This is a genomic window from Streptococcus sp. 27098_8_99 (assembly GCF_041431935.1).
In the GTDB taxonomy this organism is placed as follows: domain Bacteria; phylum Bacillota; class Bacilli; order Lactobacillales; family Streptococcaceae; genus Streptococcus; species Streptococcus parasanguinis_D.
The window spans coordinates 24211-41714 of the sequence record NZ_JAPVYQ010000012.1; the positions used below are offsets into that span (position 1 = coordinate 24211).

11 protein-coding genes and 1 pseudogene are annotated in these 17504 nt (G+C 44.3%); 10 read left to right on the forward strand and 2 right to left on the reverse strand.

Going from position 1 to position 17504, the window contains the following annotated elements:
• Positions 1-1305, forward strand: a complete 1305-nt coding sequence (locus tag O3605_RS07620) for a response regulator transcription factor (RefSeq protein ID WP_215194788.1) — start codon at positions 1-3, stop codon at positions 1303-1305.
• Between the two features lie 155 nt (positions 1306-1460).
• On the opposite strand, the gene O3605_RS07625 is transcribed toward O3605_RS07620, so the two are convergent.
• Positions 1461-2315, reverse strand: coding sequence for a methyltransferase domain-containing protein (locus O3605_RS07625; protein WP_371585756.1), 855 nt, complete (start codon positions 2313-2315; stop codon positions 1461-1463).
• Positions 2316-2352: 37 nt separating this feature from the next.
• Between O3605_RS07625 and O3605_RS07630 the strand changes: the two are divergent.
• From O3605_RS07630 to O3605_RS07650, 5 genes and pseudogenes are all read left to right on the forward strand, one after another.
• Positions 2353-2499: pseudogene (locus tag O3605_RS07630) on the forward strand (winged helix-turn-helix transcriptional regulator); the annotation flags it as partial.
• Between the two features lie 123 nt (positions 2500-2622).
• Positions 2623-3489, forward strand: coding sequence for an ABC transporter ATP-binding protein (locus tag O3605_RS07635; RefSeq protein WP_371585757.1), 867 nt, complete (start codon positions 2623-2625; stop codon positions 3487-3489).
• A complete protein-coding gene (locus tag O3605_RS07640) occupies positions 3489-4331 on the forward strand; it encodes an ABC transporter permease (protein ID WP_129824441.1) in 843 nt (280 codons plus the stop codon). The genes O3605_RS07635 and O3605_RS07640 overlap by 1 nt, the downstream gene beginning before the upstream one ends.
• Positions 4332-4349: 18 nt before the next feature.
• Positions 4350-4805, forward strand: coding sequence for a LytTR family DNA-binding domain-containing protein (locus O3605_RS07645; RefSeq protein WP_049513831.1), 456 nt, complete (start codon positions 4350-4352; stop codon positions 4803-4805).
• A 9-nt stretch (positions 4806-4814) separates the two neighbouring features.
• A complete protein-coding gene (locus tag O3605_RS07650; protein ID WP_129824442.1) occupies positions 4815-5228 on the forward strand; it encodes a DUF3021 domain-containing protein in 414 nt (137 codons plus the stop codon).
• 62 nt (positions 5229-5290) lie between these two features.
• On the opposite strand, the gene tyrS is transcribed toward O3605_RS07650, so the two are convergent.
• Entirely contained in the window at positions 5291-6547 is a 1257-nt protein-coding gene (gene tyrS / locus O3605_RS07655) for a tyrosine--tRNA ligase (RefSeq protein ID WP_003004779.1), read from the reverse strand.
• Positions 6548-6729: 182 nt separating this feature from the next.
• Between tyrS and pbp1b the strand changes: the two genes are divergently transcribed.
• The 4 genes from pbp1b to O3605_RS07675 all read left to right on the forward strand — a co-directional run bounded on the left by pbp1b (position 6730) and on the right by O3605_RS07675 (position 17501).
• Positions 6730-9186 (forward strand): penicillin-binding protein PBP1B, encoded by a 2457-nt coding sequence (pbp1b, locus tag O3605_RS07660; RefSeq protein WP_371585761.1) that lies wholly within the window; start codon positions 6730-6732, stop codon positions 9184-9186.
• Between the two features lie 351 nt (positions 9187-9537).
• A complete protein-coding gene (gene rpoB, locus O3605_RS07665) occupies positions 9538-13107 on the forward strand; it encodes a DNA-directed RNA polymerase subunit beta (RefSeq protein ID WP_023919659.1) in 3570 nt (1189 codons plus the stop codon).
• A gap of 160 nt (positions 13108-13267) precedes the next feature.
• The gene (rpoC, locus tag O3605_RS07670; protein ID WP_049492130.1) at positions 13268-16921 is read left to right on the forward strand and encodes a DNA-directed RNA polymerase subunit beta'; all 3654 of its coding nucleotides are present in this window, start codon (positions 13268-13270) and stop codon (positions 16919-16921) included.
• A 190-nt stretch (positions 16922-17111) separates the two neighbouring features.
• Positions 17112-17501: a DUF1033 family protein gene (locus O3605_RS07675; protein WP_371585791.1), complete on the forward strand. Its 390-nt coding sequence runs from the start codon at positions 17112-17114 to the stop codon at positions 17499-17501.
• Positions 17502-17504 lie beyond the last annotated feature (3 nt).

Here is a 17504-nt window from a genome sequence, read left to right on the forward strand (position 1 = left end):
ATGTACAAAGTCTTATTAGTAGACGATGAGTATATGATTACAGAAGGATTAAAAAAATTAATCCCCTTTGACCACTGGAATATGGAAGTGGTCGCAACTGCTGAAGATGCAGACCAGGCTCTTGATTATGTGCGAGAGCATCCGGTGGATGTGGTGATCACGGATGTCAATATGCCTGGCAAGACCGGACTTCAGATGATTGCAGAGATGAAGGATTTGATGCCAGATGTTGCTTTTATCATTATGTCAGGCTATCAGGATTTTGAATATGTCAAAACAGCCCTCAATTTGCGCGTGGCAGACTACCTGCTCAAACCTGTCAATAAGGTGGAGATGGGCAATATCCTAGAAAAAATTCGGAACCAAATCCAGCAACCAAGCCAAGAGTTGGCCAACCGTTTGATTCACGATGATATCTCTGAGGAAGAGTTTTGTCGGTATATCGCAGGTCGGAATTCACTGTGGATTGGGATTGCTAAGGGAAAAAAAGGCTTTATCAGCTCGTCTTATCAAGTTCTTGGGCAAAATCTTCAACTCTTTATCTCGGATCAAAAAGAAGATGCCATGATTGAGAAGGTCTTTGAACCTCCTTATAAGGAGCACTTTCATCAATTTAAGGATCTAGTAGAGCGGAGCCTCTTTTATGGGGCGTTCCCTCTCAATCAAGATGAAGAGGTCTTCCATTACTACGAACCGGCCTACCGGGTGATCATGCAAGGAAATATCCAACAGATCTTAGAAGAACTGGACTGGTTAGAAAAAATGATCCTTGAGAAGACACCTAAGGTTTCACTGACCAAGCAGCTCTTTATCCAATTTTTGATGGATGTCTTTCATTTGTTTGAATACCTGCAAGGAGATGATTTGGCCGATGTGGTTAAGAAAGTCCATGATGCTGCCACCTTTAGCGAGATGATTGGCTTTATCCAGGAAGAGTTGTCCCGTTTCTTATCCCACTATCGGATGAATGAAAATGTAGCGAGTGTCCTCCAAGTGATTAGCCGTGATTACCAAAAAGAGCTGTCACTCAAGGACATCAGTCAGGCTCTCTTTATCAATCCAGTCTATTTAGGCCAATTGATTAAACGAGAAACCAATGCGACTTTCGCAGAACTCCTCAACAAACAGCGGATTAAGGCTGCCCAGCAGCTCCTCTTATCGACCAATGACAGCATTGAAGATATCTGCTATAAAGTCGGTTACAGTAATGTAGGCTATTTCTACAAGGTTTTCCGTAAACTCTGTGGAAAATCGCCTAAAACCTATCGCTTACAAGTCATGACAGAGCAGGCAGAAGATGAGTAAAAGGCTGAGACGGTGGTCTCAGCCTTTTAGCTTTTCATTTTAAGTCCTCTGTATCTTGATTGAAATGAACACGAACTGCGGATGGTGTCAAAAATAGGGTATCCTCCTAGAATCTAATGATTCTGCGTCGAATACCCTATTTTTGACTTTATCCACTACGTCCTTTGTATCTTGATTTTCCCAAGCAGCAGCTCAGCTTCAATGGTGATTTCTGTGAGTTGGGTCCAGTCGATTTTTTCTTGGTCAACGTGAAATAGAAGAGGGGTCATGGCGAGGAGCGATTGGCGTTCTTCAGGAGTTAAACTCTTGGTGAGGCTGACCGTTTCGGATGAGAGGATCTGGCAGTGGTCTTCAAAGTGCTCCAAAATTTCCTGGTTGGAGTAGGATTGCTTGGTCAATTGATCTTGAGCCAACTGACGAATTTCTTTCAGATGAGAAGAGGTTGGGACGACCTTAATGATGACCCCTCCTGCCTTTAAGACACGCTCGAATTCAGCGTAATTAGCTGGGGAGAAGATGTCCAAAATGACCTCCATACTCTTAGATTGAATGGGTAAATGAGCCAAGTCTCCTACAAACCAATTGACCTTCCAGCTAGCGTCACTCTTGGCAGCTAGCTGCACAGATTCCTTGGAAAGATCAAATGCATAGAAAGTAGCTTCGGGATAGGCTTCTTGTAGTTTTCGGGAGTAATAGCCTTCTCCGCAACCGATATCTAGAATTCTGGCATCACTGGTCGGAATCTTTTGTCCGATCGCTGTTAGAATCGGCTCATAAAATCCCGCTTCTAAGATCAGCTGGCGATTCTGGAAATTTTCTTTGTCATAGTCCTTTGATTGTTTGATCTGGGGAGCCAGATTGACATAGCCAAATTTCGCCAAATCAAAAGAATGGCTCTTGGGACATTTAAAACTGGTCCCCACAAGTTCTAGGTCCAGTTGACAGATGGGACAGGCAAAAGCAGTGGCTGTTTGAAATCGTTGTAATTTTGGTTTGATCGGTGTATTCATATTAGTAGTGTAACAAAAGAGCCTCTAGATAGCAACCGATGCTTTAATGAGGCTCCAATTGGTTGAGAAATATGATTTTGAGTCTATGCCACTCCATACAGAATATGAGCTGACAAAAAAAGGTAAGTCACTGATGCCGATTTTAAAGGACTTGAATCAATGGGGAAAAGAATGGATGCAATAAATTTTTCCTCATTTTAATCTCTTCTATCTCGCCACTTAGCTCTTCATTTTGACCACTTATCCCCAAAAGCCGTTTTTTAAGCGGCTTTTTTGCTAGACTGGTTCTATCAAAAGGAGAGTGAACATGATATTACAAGCTAAAAACATAAGCAAACAGTATGGAAATCATCTAGCCGTAAACAATATTCACTTACAGTTTGAAAAGGGAACCTTTAATGCGATTCTAGGACCAAATGGGGCGGGGAAATCAACGACGATTTCCATGTTGATTGGTTTGAAACAACCAACGCAAGGCGACATTATTTATGAACCCGGTACTAAAATTGGTGTGGTCTTCCAAACCAGTGTTTTAGATGAGATGCTGACGGTTAGGGAAAATCTGACCATTCGTGCCAGACAGTACAAAGGCCTAAAACCAAATCGTGTGTCTGATCTTATTGATCGACTAGGCCTGTCAGCTTTCCAAAAGCAGAAATATGGGACGCTTTCAGGCGGCCAAAAGCGTCGGGTTGACATTGCGCGTGCTCTACTGCACGGCCCAGATCTTCTGTTCTTAGATGAGCCAACGACAGGTTTAGACATTCAAACCCGGAAGTCTATTTGGGATTTGCTCTATCAATTGCAGAGAGAAGAGGGAATGACTGTTGTATTGACCACACATTATCTTGACGAAGCAGATGAAGCTGATCAAATTTATATTGTAGACCATGGGAAAGTGATTGCTCAAGGATCGGCACTAGATATTAAAAGCCAGTATGCTACTAATATCTTAAAGATTCGTTTCAAGGAGAGACAGCAGATAGAAAGTCTCAAATCTTCGGGAATGTCAGTAGAGCAACAAAGTCAATTGGAGTATGTTCTTCAACCCGAGAGTGAAAGGGAAGCCATTGATTACCTGGTACAAGTTAGAGATAAATTAGCCCATTTTGAGTTTCGTCCAGGGACTATGGATGATGCCTTTATTGCACTAACAGGAAGGGAGGTTCGCTAATGCTAGCCTTACTAAAGCGAAATTTTTTATTGTATTTTAGGAATCGTTCAGGTGTTTTCTTCTCCTTGTTGGGAGCCTTGATTTCCTTTATTCTCTATATTATTTTTCTTCAAAAAAATCTAACAGATGCCTGGGCTCAGCTTCCCAATAGTGCTCCTATGTTAAATAATTGGTTAATGAGTGGGACGCTGGCTGTGACAGGGATTACGACAAGTCTGGCTGCCCTGACTCAGTTAGTAAAGGACCGTGAACATCAAGTAGATCAGGATCTTTATTTATCGGATCAAGGAAAGTGGCGGTTAGCATTTTCGTATCTAACGAGTGCAATCATCATTTCTTTTTCCATGCAGATCCTTATGTATGTGCTGATGTGTGGCTATTTTAGAGAAGTTCCAACCTTATCTCTATTACCTGAAGTGCTCCTCATTATGCTCCTTAGTAGCCTACTTTCTAGCTTAGTGAACGTCATTTTTGTTTATTTTTTCCAATCAGTAGACAGTCTTGGGAAGTTTTCGACCATAGTGGGTACAGCTTCTGGTTTTTTGGTAGGGACTTATGTTCCTTTGGGGGTTCTACCTAATTTTGCTCAACTACTAATGAAATGTACCCCAGCTACTTATATTGCTGCACTTTATCGACAAGTCCTCATGAAAGAAGCATTAAGTGAGACCTTTAAAGGTCAAGATAAGCTTCTTCAAGAGTTTCAAGAAAAAATGGGTGTTCAGCTCAAATGGCAAACTTTATTGACAAAGGAACAAACATACCTTATAGTGTTAGGAGGTATTCTTCTAGCTTTGGGGATTTGGATTTCCTTGGCAAAAAGATCGAGTAAAAGAAAGTAAGTGAGAATTGGAGTAGGAATGAAGATTCGTTTTGAGGAAAAACAAGATATCCCAGAAAACGACCCCTGTGTGGTCATTCAAGCCAAGCAATTATCTGATCAAGCACGAGAGGTGATGGAGTATCTCGAACAATTTTCGACAGTGAATCAAGTAGTGATCCCTATCAAAACAGATGATCATTTGATCATGGTGAAAATTGATGACATTATTCTAGCTGAGATTGATAAGAATCAGCTCACCATTTATACGACAGACAAAACGTTCACCATCAGAGATACTTTGATAAATTTTCAACATCGGATTAATCGTCGTAATTTTTTACAGATATCACGCCACGCTGTGATGAATATCGACCATTTAGAATCGCTATCGGATAGTTTTTCAGGCAATATGATGGCTAAACTGACACGTGGAGTAAAATCAAGTGTCAGTCGGAAATATGTCAAATCCTTGATGGATTATTTAGGGGTATAGGAGAAAGTGATGAAACGAGTTATAGCTTATTTTGTATCTGGTATGAGGACAGGATCCTTCTTTTATTTGTGTTTGGTGTTATTATCCCATGTCTATCCCAACATCGTCTATCCCGCTGTAAATGTCCGCAACATCCTAGCGATATTTTTGATGAGTGGGACAATGGGCATCTTGACCTTCATTCTTGAGGAAGAAGAGTTTTTGACCTATAGTTTGCGTGTGGCTTTGCATTTAGTTGTGACAGCTGCCATCTTAGCATTAACCTACTTGTTTTTTGGCTGGGGGACAGCCTTACGGAGCCCGATTCCTTGGTTGATCTTTCTAGCCATTTACGGCCTGATCTGGCTGTACCAGATTTGGCAACTCCATAAAAAAACTCAACGAATCAACCAAGCTTTGTTGCATCGCAGAAAAGGGAAATAGTCTCAGAAAAAAGTGTATAAGAAAACCACGAAGTTCATACGAAACTTCGTGGTTTTACTTTCTTAATAAGTCAAAACAAAGTATTTTTTCTTACCGCGACGGATAACGGTCAATTCATTTTCTAATTTATCGCTATCGCTCAAGACATAGTCAAGGTCTTGGATGCGTTCGCCATTGACGTAGATCGCTCCATTTTGAACATCTTCGCGGGCTTGGCGTTTAGAATTCACTACACCAGCTGTGACCAAGAGTTCTACAATGTTGAGGTTGTCTTCTGCTTGGACCTGGTAGTTTGGCACACCACGAAGGCCTTGTTTGAGTTCTTTGACAGAAAGGTTTTTGATGTTTCCTGCAAAGAGTTGTTCCGTGATGTTGAGGGCTTCCTTGTAAGCTTCTTCACCGTGAACGAGGGTGACCACTTCACGCGCCAAGATCTTTTGAGCCAAACGTTCATGAGGAGCAGCCTCAAACTGCTTACGGATCTCTTCGATCTCGTCCAGTGACAAGAAAGTGAAGATCTTCAAGAAGCGCACAGCGTCGGCGTCCATCACATTCATCCAGAATTGGTACATTTCGTATGGAGATGTTTTGTCTGCATTGAGCCAGACGGCATTGCCTTCTGATTTACCGAATTTCTTACCAGTTGCATCTGTGATCAAAGGCACAGTCATAACATGACCAGTTTTATCTGCCTTACGACGCATCAACTCAGTACCAGCTGTCATGTTTCCCCATTGGTCAGATCCACCGATTTGAAGGGTGACATTGTGTTCTTGGTTGAGGACGTAGAAGTCGTAGCCTTGCATGATTTGGTAGGCAAACTCTGTGTAAGAAATCCCTGTCTCAATCCGTTTTTTAACAGATTCTTTACTCATCATAGCATTGACCGTAAAGTATTTTCCAACATCTCGAAGGAAGTCAATAAAGCTAATGCTTCCGAACCAATCGTAGTTGTTGACCATTTCGGCTTTGTTGTCACCATTTTCAAAATCGAGGAAACGAGACAATTGCCCTTGAATGGAGCGAACCCATTCTTGAACAGTTTCTTTTGTTTGGAGACTACGCTCAGCATCTTTGAAGGACGGATCTCCAATGAGACCAGTCGCACCGCCAACGAGCGCGTAAGGTTTGTGGCCTGCTAGTTGAAGGCGACGGCTCGTTAAGATGGCAACCAAGTGACCAAGGTGAAGGCTGTCAGCAGTTGGATCATAACCAGTATAATAAGAAACCTGACCTTCTTCCAGTGCTTTGCGCAAGGCTTCTTCATCCGTCGTTTGAAATACCAAACCACGCTCTTTTAGCTCATCAAAAATGTGCATGTGTCTTTTCTCCTTTATAAGTTTATTCATTTCTCTATTCTACCATAAACCACGGAAATGGCAATGCTTTCCATCATTTTCTTATCCTTACCCAGGAAGAATGAGTGACGATTTCTACGCTCTTGTGATTGAAAACAAAGGGCCTAATCTGCTATAATATAGGGAACAAGGAGAAAGAATCAGTGAATCAATTAAAAGAGAAGCTGCAAGAGTTTTGGAAGAAAGTCCAAAAATTCTTTGCAAATATGTATACAGAAACTCCGAATAAGGAAAAAAATGAGGAAAGTAGCTGGTCTGTCGGTGATATTTTTGCGACCTTTTTACGAACCCTCAAACTCTTGTGGGATGTGATGATCGCCCTGTTCGTGTGCCTCTTTTTATTTGGCGCAGGGATTGGGATTGGTTATGCGGCGAGCCTCTTTAGCAACGTCAAGGTTCCAAAGACAGAAGAATTGGTCCAGCAGGTTCGCGACGTCAGCAGTGTTTCAAACCTGACCTATTCCGATAAGAGCTTGATTGCAGAAGTGAACAGCGATTTGATCCGCACGCCGGTAGCTGGAGATGCCATTTCAGACAATGTCAAGAAGGCTGTGATCGCTACTGAGGATGAGAATTTTGAAAGCCACAAGGGGGTTGTCCCTAAAGCCGTTCTTCGGGCAACACTTGGATCCGTAGCCGGTGTGGGTTCCTCTAGTGGGGGATCGACCTTAACCCAGCAGTTGATCAAACAGCAAGTTGTGGGAGACGCTCCGACCTTTACTCGTAAGGCGACAGAGATTGTCGATGCCTTGACTTTAGAGCGGGGAATGAATAAAAATGAAATCCTAACCACCTACTTAAATGTTTCGCCTTTTGGACGAAACAATCGGGGACAAAATATTGCGGGTGTGGAAGCTGCGGCTCAAGGGATCTTTGGCGTCTCTGCAAAAGACTTGTCTGTTCCACAAGCGGCCTTTATCGCTGGCTTGCCACAAAGTCCGATTGTCTACTCTCCTTATGCTGCAGACGGTAGCCTAAAGAGCAAAGAAAACCTCGAGTTAGGTTTGGCGCGTGCCAAAGACGTTTTGTTCAATATGTACCGGACGGGAGCCTTGTCGAAAAAAGACTACGAGACCTATGCTCAGTACGACTTGACCAAAGACTTCATCGCTCCAGATGGCATCGAGAAAACACCGCATGACTACCTCTACTTCCAAGCCATGGCAGAAGCAAAAGAGGCCATGTATGATTACTTGATCAAGCGAGACAATGTCACCAAGCAAGACTTGAAAAATAATGAAACCGTCAAGGCTTACCAAGAATTAGCTGAGAGCGAGTTGCGCGAAGGTGGCTACACCATTCAAACCACGATTAACAAACCGGTTCACAATGCGATGCAGGCCGCAGTAGCAAACTTTGGAAGCGTCTTGGATGATGGGACAGGTTTTGTAGAAGTTGGGAATGTCCTTATGGACAACCGAACGGGTGCCGTTTTAGGATTTATCGGCGGACGGAATTTTGACGGCAACCAAAACAACCATGCCTTTGATACAGAACGTTCCCCAGGGTCTACTATCAAACCACTGTTGGCCTATGGGATTGCCATCGACCAAGGCTTGATGGGAAGCAATAGCATCCTTTCTAACTATCCGACTAATTTCTCAAGTGGTGAGCCAATCATGCACGTGGATAGCCGAGGAACAGCCATGATGGATCTCCGTGAGGCCCTCAATACCTCATGGAATATTCCAGCTTACTGGACTTACCGGACTCTTCGTGAAAAGGGTGTGGATGTCCCATCCTACATGAAGAAAATGGGCTATGATATCCCTGAATATGGCATTGAAAGCCTGCCAATGGGGGGAGGAATTGAGGTCACTGTTGCCCAACATACCAATGGTTTCCAAACCATTGCTAACAATGGGAACTACCTCAAACGCTATATGGTAGAGCAAATCATTGATCGAGATGGGGACGTAGTCTACAAGCACGAGGCAGATCCTGTTCGTGTTTACTCTCCAGCAACGGCAACGATTATGCAGGATCTCTTGCGCGGGGTTATTACGTCTGGTGCTACAACGACCTTTAAGTCACGGATTAGCCAAATCAATCCAACACTGGCGGGTGCTGACTGGATTGGAAAAACCGGTACGACCAACTCAAATGGAGATATGTGGCTCATGCTGTCCACCCCTAATGTTTCTTTAGGAGGTTGGATTGGCCATGACAACAATGCTTCTATGCAGACCTTGACTGGATACAACAACAATGCCCAATACATGGCGCAGTTGGCGAATGCGATCTACCAAGCAGATCCAAGTCTCTTTGGGATTCAGGATAAATTCACTCTCGATAAGAGTGTGATCCGCTCTGAAGTGCTCAAATCGACTGGTGAAAGACCGGGCCGCGTCAATGTCAATGGCCGGGATATCGATGTGAGCGGTCAAACGGTAACCAGTCTTTGGGCTAAAAACGGAGCGCCAACCACTCAATACCGCTTTGCCATCGGGGGATCGGATAGCGATTATCAAAGTGCTTGGGCAGCAATTCTCGGCAATACCAGTGGCAATCAGTCGAATAATAAGAACAATTCGACAACCAATAGTTCATCAAGCAATAATTCAAATCGAAATAGTTCCAATCGCGGCAATCGACGCTAGTCTGATCCAGTAGAAAACCTAGAGAAAGCCTTGATTTTTGGAGCAAAAAACGATATAATAGTGATAACTAATTTGTCGTGTGCTTTATTTGAAATATTGTCCAAATAAGAGCTTACAGCAGTTAAATCTTACTTGAATAAGTCGATTTAGCTGCTCTTTTTGTGCCTATTTTTCAGGAAAACCCTAGTTTGTTACACAAATTTAATTTTTCTAAAAATTACAAAAAGCGACGAATAAGGTGAAGAGACAGCTCTTCACGTGATGCAAATCACACAATTGTAGTTAAAACCGGATAGGTGGTAGGTGTGATGTTACCAAGCTATCCTAGTATAGAAAAAGGAGCTAAAAACTTTGGCAGGACATGACGTTCAATACGGGAAACATCGGACCCGTCGTAGTTTTTCAAGAATCAAAGAGGTTCTTGATTTACCAAACTTGATTGAAATCCAGACAGACTCATTCAAAGATTTCTTGGATCATGGCTTGAAGGAAGTATTTGAAGATGTGCTTCCCATCTCAAACTTCACGGATACAATGGAATTGGAATTTGTGGGTTATGAAATCCGCGAACCTAAGTATTCGCTTGAAGAAGCACGCATCCACGATGCCAGCTACTCAGCACCAATCTTTGTGACCTTCCGTTTGGTCAACAAAGAAACAGGTGAAATCAAGACCCAAGAAGTTTTCTTTGGTGATTTCCCAATCATGACTGAAATGGGAACTTTCATCATCAATGGTGGAGAACGGATTATCGTATCTCAGTTGGTCCGCTCACCAGGTGTCTACTTCAATGATAAGGTGGACAAGAATGGGAAGGTTGGTTATGGATCAACTGTTATCCCTAACCGTGGGGCTTGGTTAGAGCTTGAAACCGACTCAAAAGACATTGCTTACACACGTATCGACCGCACACGTAAGATTCCATTTACAACCCTTGTGCGTGCTCTTGGATTCTCTGGAGATGATGAAATCATCGATATCTTTGGGGACAGCGAATTGGTTCGCAATACCATTGAAAAAGATATCCACAAAAATCCAATGGATTCACGGACAGATGAAGCCCTCAAAGAAATCTACGAGCGTCTTCGTCCAGGTGAACCAAAAACAGCGGAAAGCTCACGTAGCTTGTTGGTGGCTCGTTTCTTTGATCCACGTCGTTATGACTTGGCACCAGTTGGTCGCTACAAGATCAACAAGAAACTCAATATCAAGAACCGCTTGTTGAACCAAACAATCGCAGAACCATTGGTAGATGCTGAAACAGGGGAAATCCTTGTAGAAGCTGGTACTGTCATGACGCGCGATGTGATCGACAGCATCTCAGAACAATTGGATAACGGTTTGAACAAAATTACCTACATTCCAAATGATGCTGCTGTTTTGACAGAACCAGTAGAATTGCAAAAATTCAAAGTTGTCGCTCCAACAGATCCAGACCGCGTTGTTACCATCATCGGAAATGCCAACCCATCTGACAAAGTGCGCATCGTAACTCCAGCTGATATCTTGGCAGAAATGAGCTATTTCTTGAACCTTGCAGAAGGTATTGGTCGCGTGGATGATATCGACCACCTTGGAAACCGTCGGATTCGTGCCGTTGGTGAATTGCTTGCCAACCAAGTGCGTCTTGGACTTTCACGGATGGAACGAAACGTTCGCGAACGGATGTCTGTACAAGATAACGATGTCTTGACACCACAACAAATCATCAACATCCGTCCAGTAACTGCAGCAATTAAAGAATTCTTTGGATCTTCACAGTTGTCACAGTTCATGGACCAACACAACCCACTTTCTGAGTTGTCTCACAAACGTCGTTTGTCTGCCTTAGGGCCTGGTGGTTTGACACGTGACCGTGCCGGATATGAAGTGCGTGACGTACACTATACCCACTATGGTCGTATGTGTCCGATCGAAACACCTGAAGGACCAAACATCGGTTTGATCAACAACTTGTCATCTTATGGACACTTGAACAAATATGGTTTCATTCAAACGCCATACCGTAAAGTGGACCGTGAAAAAGGTGTAGTCACCAACGAAATCGTTTGGTTGACAGCCGATGAAGAAGATGAGTACATCGTCGCTCAGGCCAACTCTAAGTTGAACGAAAAAGGTGGCTTTGCTGAGCCAATCGTCATGGGACGTCACCGTGGTAACAACCAAGAATTCCCATCTGATCAAGTCGACTACATGGACGTATCTCCAAAACAAGTAGTGGCCGTTGCGACAGCATGTATTCCTTTCTTGGAAAACGATGACTCCAACCGTGCCCTCATGGGTGCCAACATGCAACGTCAGGCTGTGCCATTGATCGATCCAAAAGCCCCTTACGTGGGTACTGGTATGGAATACCAAGCAGCCCATGACTCAGGAGCTGCAGTCATTGCTCAACACGATGGTAAAGTTACTTATGCAGATGCAGACAAGGTAGAAGTTCGTCGGGAAGATGGTTCTTTGGATGTTTACCATATCCAAAAATTCCGTCGTTCAAACTCAGGTACGGCTTACAACCAACGTACCCTTGTAAAAGTTGGCGATGTTGTTGAAAAAGGCGACTTTATCGCTGACGGACCATCGATGGAAAAAGGGGAAATGGCCCTTGGTCAAAACCCAATCGTCGCTTACATGACTTGGGAAGGGTATAACTTCGAGGATGCCGTTATCATGAGCGAACGCTTGGTGAAAGAAGATGTCTACACATCTGTTCACTTGGAAGAATTCGAATCAGAAACACGCGATACCAAGTTAGGCCCTGAAGAAATAACCCGTGAAATTCCAAACGTTGGGGAAGATGCTCTTCGTGACTTGGATGAAACAGGTATTATCCGTATTGGTGCGGAAGTAAAAGAAGGAGATATCCTTGTCGGTAAGGTCACACCGAAGGGTGAAAAAGACCTTTCTGCTGAAGAACGTCTCCTGCACGCGATCTTTGGAGATAAATCTCGTGAAGTGCGTGATACATCACTTCGTGTACCTCACGGTGGAGATGGAGTCGTTCGTGATGTTAAGATCTTTACGCGTGCAAACGGAGATGAATTGCAATCTGGTGTCAACATGTTGGTTCGTGTTTACATCGCACAAAAACGCAAGATCCGCGTCGGAGATAAGATGGCCGGTCGTCACGGAAACAAAGGGGTTGTGTCTCGTATTGTTCCAGTTGAAGACATGCCTTACCTTCCAGACGGTACACCAGTTGATATCATGTTGAACCCTCTTGGGGTGCCATCACGTATGAATATCGGTCAGGTTATGGAACTTCACCTTGGTATGGCGGCTCGTAACTTGGGTATCCACATCGCAACACCAGTCTTTGATGGAGCAAGCTCAGAAGACCTCTGGGATACTGTGAAAGAAGCTGGTATGGATAGCGATGCCAAGACCATCCTTTACGATGGACGTACAGGTGAGCCGTTTGACAACCGTGTTTCTGTCGGTGTCATGTACATGATCAAGCTTCACCACATGGTTGATGATAAACTCCATGCCCGTTCAGTCGGACCGTACTCAATGGTTACCCAACAACCACTCGGAGGGAAAGCTCAGTTTGGTGGACAACGTTTCGGGGAAATGGAAGTGTGGGCCCTTGAGGCTTATGGTGCATCAAATGTCCTTCAAGAAATCTTGACTTACAAGTCAGATGATGTCAACGGACGTTTGAAAGCTTATGAAGCGATTACCAAAGGTAAACCAATTCCAAAACCAGGTGTACCAGAATCCTTCCGCGTTCTTGTCAAAGAATTGCAATCTCTTGGTCTTGACATGCGTGTCTTGGACGAAGATGATCAAGAAGTAGAACTTCGTGACCTCGATGAAGGGGAAGACGATGATGTGATTCATGTGGACGACCTTGAAAAAGCACGTGAAAAAGCAGCCAAGGAAGCAAAAGCAGCCTTTGATGCTGAAGAATCAGAAAAATAATCAGTAAAAATGATTGTCTTGTGAGAAACCAATGCTTCTGACAGGATGATTCGATAACAAGATACAGACCACAAGGAGGTGGCAAGAAAGTTTTCTTTCTTTCCCCACCTAAGCTGTATCCAAATGAAACAAGTATGAAAACAAGGAAAGGTAAGAAATAGTGGTTGATGTAAATCGTTTTAAAAGTATGCAAATCACCCTAGCTTCTCCAAGCAAGGTCCGTTCATGGTCTTATGGAGAGGTCAAGAAACCTGAAACAATCAACTACCGTACATTGAAACCAGAACGTGAAGGTCTCTTTGATGAAGTCATCTTTGGACCTACAAAAGACTGGGAATGTGCGTGTGGGAAATACAAACGGATCCGTTACAAAGGGATCGTTTGTGACCGCTGTGGGGTTGAAGTAACACGTGCGAAAGTTCGTCGTGAACGCATGGGGCACATCGAGTTGAAAGCGCCTGTATCACACATCTGGTACTTCAAAGGCATCCCTTCTCGTATGGGATTGACCTTAGATATGAGCCCTCGTGCCCTTGAAGAAGTTATCTACTTCGCAGCTTACGTGGTGATCGATCCAAAAGATACACCACTTGAGCATAAATCCATCATGACAGAACGTGAATACCGTGAACGCTTGCGTGAATACGGACCAGGTTCCTTTGTAGCTAAGATGGGTGCGGAAGCGATCCAAGACCTCTTGAAACAAGTGGATCTGGAAGCTGAAATTGCTCTCTTGAAAGAAGAATTGAAGACTGCAACTGGTCAAAAACGTGTGAAGGCTGTGCGTCGTTTGGATGTCTTGGATGCCTTCTACAAATCTGGCAACAAGCCAGAATGGATGGTCCTCAACATCCTTCCGGTTATTCCACCAGATCTTCGTCCGATGGTCCAATTGGATGGTGGCCGTTTTGCTGCCTCTGACTTGAACGACCTTTACCGCCGTGTGATCAACCGGAACAACCGTTTGGCACGTTTGCTTGAGTTGAATGCCCCTGGTATCATCGTACAAAACGAAAAACGGATGCTCCAAGAAGCCGTTGATGCTTTGATCGATAACGGTCGTCGTGGTCGTCCGATCACAGGACCAGGTAGCCGTCCATTGAAATCATTGAGCCACATGCTCAAAGGGAAACAAGGACGCTTCCGTCAAAACTTGCTCGGTAAACGGGTGGACTTCTCAGGACGTTCTGTTATCGCCGTTGGTCCAACTCTGAAGATGTACCAATGTGGTGTGCCACGTGAAATGGCGATCGAGCTCTTCAAACCATTCGTCATGCGTGAAATCGTTGCGCGTGATATCGTGCAAAACGTCAAAGCTGCAAAACGCTTGGTCGAACGTGGAGATGAACGCATCTGGGATATCCTAGAAGAAGTGATCAAAGAACACCCAGTTCTCTTGAACCGCGCACCGACCCTTCACCGTTTGGGAATCCAAGCCTTTGAACCTGTATTGATTGACGGGAAAGCCCTTCGCTTGCACCCACTTGTCTGTGAAGCCTACAATGCCGACTTTGACGGGGACCAAATGGCCATCCACGTACCGCTTTCAGAAGAAGCTCAAGCAGAAGCTCGTATCTTGATGTTGGCTGCTGAGCACATCTTGAATCCAAAAGACGGAAAACCAGTTGTTACCCCATCTCAGGATATGGTATTGGGGAACTACTACCTCACTATGGAAGAAGCTGGTCGTGAAGGGGAAGGCATGGTCTTTAAAGACCGTGATGAAGCAGTCATGGCTCTTCGCAATGGCTATGTTCACTTGCATACCCGTGTCGGAATTGCGACCGATAGCTTGAACAAACCATGGACAGAAGCGCAACAACACAAGATTCTCTTGACAACTGTTGGTAAGATCCTCTTTAACGATATCATGCCTGCAGAACTTCCATACCTTCAAGAGCCAAATAATGCCAACTTGACAGAAGGCGTTCCAGCTAAGTATTTCTTGGAGCCTGGTCAAGATGTCAAAGCAGCGATTGAGAAATTGGAATTAAATGTTCCATTCAAGAAGAAAAATCTTGGAAATATCATCGCAGAAATCTTCAAACGCTTCCGTACAACTGAAACGTCTGCTTTCTTGGACCGCTTGAAAGACTTGGGTTACCATCATTCAACCCTTGCTGGTTTGACAGTGGGGATTGCTGATATTCCGGTCGTTGAAGACAAGGCAGAAATCATTGAAGAATCTCACAAACGTGTGGAACAAATCACCAAACAATTCCGTCGTGGTTTGATCACAGATGACGAACGCTACAATGCCGTTACAGCTGAATGGCGTGCAGCCCGTGAGAAATTGGAAAAACGCTTGGTAGATAACCAAGATCCGAAGAACCCAATCGTTATGATGATGGACTCTGGAGCCCGTGGTAACATCTCAAACTTCTCGCAACTTGCCGGTATGCGTGGTTTGATGGCCGCTCCAAACGGACGGATCATGGAATTGCCAATCCTGTCAAACTTCCGCGAAGGTTTGTCAGTACTCGAAATGTTCTTCTCAACTCACGGTGCCCGTAAAGGGATGACCGATACGGCCTTGAAGACCGCCGACTCAGGTTACTTGACTCGTCGTTTGGTTGACGTGGCCCAAGACGTGATTATCCGTGAAGACGACTGTGGAACAGACCGTGGACTTGTGATTCGTGCCATTACTGATGGTAAGGAAATGATCGAGCCACTCGAAGAACGCTTGACTGGTCGTTATACCAAGAAATCTGTTAAACATCCTGAAACAGGTGAAGTCATCGTTGGTCCAGATACCTTGATTTCAGAAGACCTAGCACGTGAAATTGTCAAAGCTGGTGTGGAAGAAGTCACTATCCGCTCTGTCTTTACGTGTAACACCCGCCATGGTGTCTGCCGTCACTGTTATGGTATCAACTTGGCGACTGGTGATGCGGTTGAAGTGGGTGAAGCAGTCGGAACCATCGCAGCCCAATCTATCGGGGAACCTGGTACACAGTTGACCATGCGTACCTTCCACACGGGTGGGGTTGCCTCAAATACCGATATCACGCAAGGTCTTCCTCGTGTCCAAGAAATCTTTGAAGCCCGCAATCCAAAAGGGGAAGCGGTCATCACTGAGGTCAAAGGGGAAGTCACAGCCATTGAAGAAGATGCTTCTACTCGGACCAAGAAAGTCTTTGTTAGCGGAGCAACTGGTGAAGGCGAATATGTTGTCCCTTACACTGCTCGCATGAAAGTCGAAGTGGGAGATCAAGTCTCTCGTGGTGCGGCTCTGACAGAAGGGTCTATCCAACCAAAACGTCTCCTTGCCGTTCGTGATGTCTTGTCTGTTGAAACTTACCTTCTTGCGGAAGTACAAAAAGTATACCGTAGCCAAGGGGTAGAAATCGGCGACAAACACATCGAGGTAATGGTGCGTCAAATGATCCGTAAAGTACGTGTCATGGATCCAGGAGATACAGACCTTCTCATGGGTACTCTGATGGACATTACAGACTTTACAGATGCCAACAAGGATGTCCTTATCTCTGGTGGAGTTCCTGCAACTGCTCGTCCAGTCCTTATGGGAATTACCAAAGCCTCTCTTGAAACCAACAGTTTCTTGTCAGCGGCTTCCTTCCAGGAAACAACTCGTGTCCTTACTGACGCAGCGATCCGTGGTAAGAAAGACCATCTCCTTGGACTTAAGGAAAATGTTATCATTGGTAAGATTATTCCTGCAGGTACAGGTATGGCTCGTTACCGTAACTTGGAACCACAAGCGATTAATGAAGTTGAAATCATCGAAGAAGTGCCATTAACAGATGGAACAGTCGATGAAGTTCAAACAGCTGAAGTCGTAGAAGAATAAGAAAAAAAGTCGGAACTACAAGTTCCGGCTTTTTTTGAAAAAAGGACCCAATAGCAATTAGGCAGTCTATTTTTGAAAAATAATGGTGAAAATCGCCTGAAAACTACCTGAAAAATCATGCTCTGAGCAGAAAACTTTTATTCTCAAAGGATTTTCTATATAATAGAGGATACAAAGGATGGAAGAGTTTATGTATCGAGTGATTGAAATGTACGGGGACTGTGAACCCTGGTGGTTTTTAGAAGGTTGGGAAGATGATATCGTGAGTAGTCGGAAGTTTGAAGACTATTACCAGGCTTTGAAATACTACAAGCAGAAATGGTTGGAGTTAAATGAGCATTTTCCAAGTTATAAGAGTCGGAGTGACCTCATGACGATATTTTGGGATAACAAGGAGCAAGAGTGGTGTGAGGACTGCAGTGAAGATGTGCAGCTTTTCCACTCGATTGTCCTCTTAGAAGACGAGCACAAGATCCCTAAAAGCAAGCTCCGCCCAGGCTACGAAAAGGAAAAAGGCAGTCGCAAGCACCGTTCTTGTCAATATACACTCGATTCAAAAAAGGGGACAACCCTGTTATAAGAG